Raw genomic sequence first — 4,956 nt, forward strand, 5'->3', positions numbered from 1 at the left:
CCTGTCGTTCCTGTCGCTGTCGAGCGGACCGCAGACCGACATCAAACTGTTCGCGACGGCGCTCGGCTTCGGCATCCTGCTCGACGCCACCGTCGTGCGGATGCTGCTGGTGCCGGCGTTGGTGTCGCTGTTCGGCGACTGGAACTGGTACCTGCCGGACTGGACCGCCAAGCTGCTGCGGGTGCAGGAATCCCACACCCATGACGGCCCGGGTGTTCCGGAGCCGCGGTCCCGCCGCGAGACCGAGGTCCAGACGTCCAGATAACCCGGCCCGTCCCGGGGTTGGGTTGACCATGATGGTCAACCCAACCCCGGGGGGTGTTCCGGGCTGTGCCGCAACGACGGGTACGACGGGTACGACAGGTACGTCAGAACGACGCGGCGGCCCGCTCCAGTGCCTGCAGCGCGGACGCGGCAAGGAACCGCACGCCGATTCCGATCGCCGCCTCATCCACGTCGAAGCTGCCCTGGTGCAGGTCGTAGGTGGGTCCCTCAGGTATGCGGGTACCGAGGCGGGCAAGCGCGCCGGGTACGTGGTCGAGATACCAGGCGAAGTCCTCGCCGCCGAGGGACTGCGTCACCGACATCTCCGCGCCGGGCGCAAGGACGCGATGCACGGCCGTCCGGAACAGCTCGATGGTCTCGATACTGTTCACCACCGGTGGTACCCCACGCCGGTACTCGAGGGCGAGATCCGCCCCGTAGGGGGCGACGATCTGCTCGGCGAGCCGTCGCACGAGCGCCGGCACGTCCTCCCAGGTATCCCGGGACAGCGTACGGACCGTCCCGGCGATGCTGCCCGCCCGCGGAATCGCATTGGCCACGGTGCCCGCCTCGACGTGCCCCCACACCAGCGACAGCGACGAGCGTGGGTCCACCAGACGGGACAGCGCCGCGGGTAGTTCCACCGCCAGCCTGGACAACGCGTAGATCAGATCAACGGTGTTCTGCGGACGGGACGTGTGGCCGCCGGGGCCGCTGAGGGTGACCCTGACCGAGTCGGCCGCCGAGGTGATGGGGCCGGCGCGCAGCCCGATCGTCCCGACGTCCAGGGACGGGTCACAGTGCACGGCCATGACGGTGGACACCGACTTGAGTACGCCGGCGTCGATCACGTCCAACGCACCGCCCGGCATGGTCTCCTCGGCCGGTTGGAACACGAGCCGGACGGTTCCCGCCAGCGGATTGGCCCGGGCGAATGCGGCGAGCGCCAGCCCCACCCCGAGCACGACGGCCGTGTGGACGTCGTGGCCGCAGGCATGGCAGACGCCGGGAACGGTCGAGCCGTAGGGGACGTCCTTCACGTCCAGCACGGGCAGCGCGTCGATGTCGGCACGTACCATGACCATCGGGACGTCCGGCCGATCAGATGCGGTGCCCGTCCCCGCAGCGCCGGGGGACGTCGTGGCCGTCTTAGCCGTAGTAGCCGTAGTAGCCGTCGTGTCCCGGCCGATCGGGCCGATGTCACACCACAGGCCCGTCCCGGCCGGCAACGGATGCGGCGCCAGGCCTGCGGCCGACAGGCGGGCCGCGATGGCACGGGTCGTCCGGTGTTCCTGCCTGCCCAGTTCCGGATGAGAATGAAGATCACGTCTGAACGCGACGAGCTCGCTTTCATGCTGGTTCAGCCAGCTGGCGACCGCCTCGGTGGCGTTCGCCATCATGTCGGCCGTCCAGCCTGTGCCCGCTGTCCACGCTCACGTCGTGCGCCCGCCCGGATGACCTGATCAGGGCGGATATCCGCGTACAGCAAAGGCCTGACCCCACCTCTCCACCACCGTCGGCCCGGATTCACCGTACGGGCCGACGAAACTCCATCTCCTGAAGCAGGGTATCCACCACGGCCACCAGATCCCCATCAGCCCGCCGCGCCGCCATCCGCTGCCGCTCGCTGCTCGAGCCGACATCCAGAATGTGCAGGACGTCAGCCAGTTCGTCAGTACATGCCAGCCTGCGCGCCACCGGCAGAAGATCGTCTACAAGATCAACAATCTCATCGCGGATACTGCGTGTCGCGCCACGGTCATCCACGACGATCTCGGCGGCAAGACCGTAGCGGGCGGCCCGCCACTTGTTCTCCTGGACGACCCATCGGTGTGGTGTCGGTAACGTGTAGCCCCGGTCGAGCTGGGTGTCCATCCGGTCGACCAGACACTGCGTCAGCGCGGCGACCGCCCCGACCTCCAACAGTGTCGGCAGCCCGTCACAGATACGCAGCTCCACCGTGCCGAAGTTCGGATGCGGGCGGATGTCCCACCACAGCTCACGAATGCTTTCGGCGGTACCAGAGGACACCAGCGTCGCCATGAGCTGTTCGAACTGCCCCCAGTCGGCAAGCAGGTACGGCAGGCCCGCGGTCGGCAGGCTCTCGAACAACTTCGACCGCGCCGAGGCCAGACCCGTGTCCAGACCCAGCCAGAACGGGGAGGATGCCGACAGCGCGAGGAAGTGTGGGATGTAGCCGGCGAGGGCGTTCACGATGGGGATCGCCTTTTCGCGCGAGCGGACCCCGACATGCACGTGCACGCCGAAGATCAGAAGACGCCGGGCGATCCACTGCATCCGGTCCAGCAGCGAGGCATAGCGGGGGTCCGGGCTGACCTGCTGCGTCTCATAACGGGACAGTGGATGGGTCCCGCTGCACATCAGCGCGAGCCCCCGAGGTCCGGCAAGATCCGCCAGGAGATCCACGGTTGCCAAAAGATCCTTTTTGGCCTCGTTCACGGTGTCGCAGACACCTGTGACGACTTCGATGGTCGACTCGAACAGCTCGTGCTTGGCCCGTGGCTCGGCGTCCCGGCCGATCTTATTGTGGTACTCCTCGAGGATGGCCGTCGCCGCCCCACGAAGGTGGCGGGTACCACGATCGACCAGCGCCAGCTCCCACTCGATGCCGAGACTGGACGTCGGCGACGACGAGAACGGTATCTGCATTCCCTGGCCTCCTGCTGCGTACGACTGCTGCATCCGACCCGCGAACCGCTCTGCCCGCCGTGTCCGAACCAGCCAGCACCGTTGCTGGAGACGGATTCGTCGGTCATACCCGCGGGATAACGCGCAACGCCCGACTCCCAGGGCTTCCCGGCAAGCCGGGGGCAGCGTGATCACGACAACCCGTGATCACGAGTACCGCAGGGACGCTGGAACGGGACGCGCCAACCAGGTAACGGTAGGTCGCGCCACGGTCAACCGGAGGCTTTCGCCATGAATCGTGTGCAGGATCCTGGCCCGGCGTCGACGGCTAGGCGGAGGGCAGCACCCGGATGCCCAGCTCACGCAGCTGGCGCGGCTCGATCTCGGTGGGCGCGCCCGTCATCGGGTCCAGGCCGGACTGGGTCTTGGGAAACGCGATGACCTCGCGGATGTTGTCCTCACCGGCCAGGATCGCCACGAGACGGTCGATCCCGACGGCGAAGCCACCGTGCGGCGGCGCGCCGTAGGAGAAGGGCGTCAGGAAGAAACCGAACCGGCGGTCGGCCTCGGCCGCTGAGATCCCGAGCGCTGCGAAGACCCGCTGTTGCAGGTCGGGCTCGTGGATTCGGATCGAACCCGAGCCCAGCTCCCAGCCGTTGAGCACCAGGTCGTAGGCACGGCTGCGGACCGCCAACGGCTCGGTCTCAAGCCTGTCGACGTCATCGGGATGCGGCCGGGTGAACGGGTGGTGGCCGGGCTTGGGCCGTCCGGTCTGCGCGTCGATCCCCACGAACAGCGGGAAGTCGACGACCCAGACGTAGCGGAAGCCGCCCTCCCCGGCAGCCGGGCGCCCGAGGTCGTTGCGTAGCTGACCGAGCACCTCGCACACGGTCGCCCACTCGTCGGCGACCAGCAGGAGGAGGTCGCCGGTCTCACCGCCGGTCGCCTTCACGATCCCGGCGAGCTCGGCAGCGGACAGGAACTTCGCCACCGGGGACTCCAGCGTGCCGTCCGCGCCGACCCGCATCCACACCAGGCCCTTCGCGCCGAGCTTCTTGGCCCGGTCGGTCAGGGCGTCCAACGCCTTGCGGTTGTGCGTGGCCGAGCCACCGGGGACGCAGATGCCCTTCACCGCGGGCGCCCCGGCGAACGCCTGGAAGCCGCTCGCCGTGAAGATCTCGGTCAGTTCGACGAGCTCCATGCCAAAGCGCAGGTCGGGTTTGTCCACCCCGAACCGGTCCATGGCGTCGTGCCAGGTGATCCGCTCCATCGGCGGCTGCGCGACGCCGGTGACCGTCTCGGTGGCGGCCAGCACCGCGGCCGAGATCACCTCAAGCACGTCGTCCTGGTCGACAAAGCTCATCTCGACGTCGAGCTGGGTGAACTCGTACTGCCGGTCGGCCCGTAGATCCTCGTCGCGCAGGCACCGGGCGAACTGGAAGTAACGGTCGGTGCCGCCGACCATCAGCAGTTGCTTGAACAGCTGCGGGGACTGCGGCAGCGCGTAGAAGTGCCCCGGCGCCTGCCGGGACGGAACCACGAACTCCCGGGCGCCCTCAGGTGTGGACGGCATCAGCAGCGGCGTCTCGACCTCGACGAAGTCCCGGGGCACCAGGGTGGAGCGCAGCGCGGCCAGCACCGCCGAGCGGATCCGCAGGTTGCGCTGCATCCGCTCGCGGCGCAGGTCGAGATAGCGGTAGGTGAGGCGGGTCGACTCGTCGACCGAATCGGCCCGGTCGTCGATCGGGAACGGCGGCGGCGTAGCGGCGGCGAGCACGGTCACCGTGCAGTCCCGCAGCTCGACCTCACCGGTACCCAGGCCCGGGTTGACCGTCCCCTCGGGCCGGGCCACCACCGTGCCGGTGACGCTCAGGACGTACTCCGACCGGGCGTCGACGGACCCGTCCACGACGCACTGCACCTGGCCAGAATGATCGCGCAGGTCGACGAACATCAACGACTGGCCGTGCTGGCGACGGTGGGCTACCCAGCCGCACACCGTGACCGTCTCACCGATGTGCTCTGTACGCAGCGCACCGCACC

At 68.5% G+C, this 4,956-nt stretch carries 4 protein-coding genes; 1 reads left to right on the forward strand and 3 read right to left on the reverse strand.

Going from position 1 to position 4,956, the window contains the following annotated elements; translation table 11 throughout:
- Positions 1-265 (forward strand): MMPL family transporter (locus U9977_RS23930; RefSeq protein WP_322751539.1); only part of this gene is annotated, 265 nt, incomplete at its 5' end.
- A gap of 103 nt (positions 266-368) precedes the next feature.
- On the opposite strand, the gene U9977_RS23935 is transcribed toward U9977_RS23930, so the two are convergent.
- The 3 genes from U9977_RS23935 to aspS form a co-directional block, all read right to left on the reverse strand.
- The gene (locus tag U9977_RS23935; RefSeq protein ID WP_322751540.1) at positions 369-1,664 is read right to left on the reverse strand and encodes an amidohydrolase; all 1,296 of its coding nucleotides are present in this window, start codon (positions 1,662-1,664) and stop codon (positions 369-371) included.
- Between the two features lie 127 nt (positions 1,665-1,791).
- Positions 1,792-2,934, reverse strand: a complete 1,143-nt coding sequence (locus tag U9977_RS23940; RefSeq protein ID WP_322751541.1) for a glutamate--cysteine ligase — start codon at positions 2,932-2,934, stop codon at positions 1,792-1,794.
- 307 nt (positions 2,935-3,241) lie between these two features.
- On the reverse strand, positions 3,242-4,956 hold a 1,715-nt coding region (aspS, locus tag U9977_RS23945; protein ID WP_416210763.1), incomplete at its 5' end, for an aspartate--tRNA ligase.

The sequence above is a fragment of the Protofrankia sp. Cas8 genome, from assembly GCF_963555845.1.
In the GTDB taxonomy this organism is placed as follows: Bacteria; Actinomycetota; Actinomycetes; order Frankiales; family Frankiaceae; genus Protofrankia.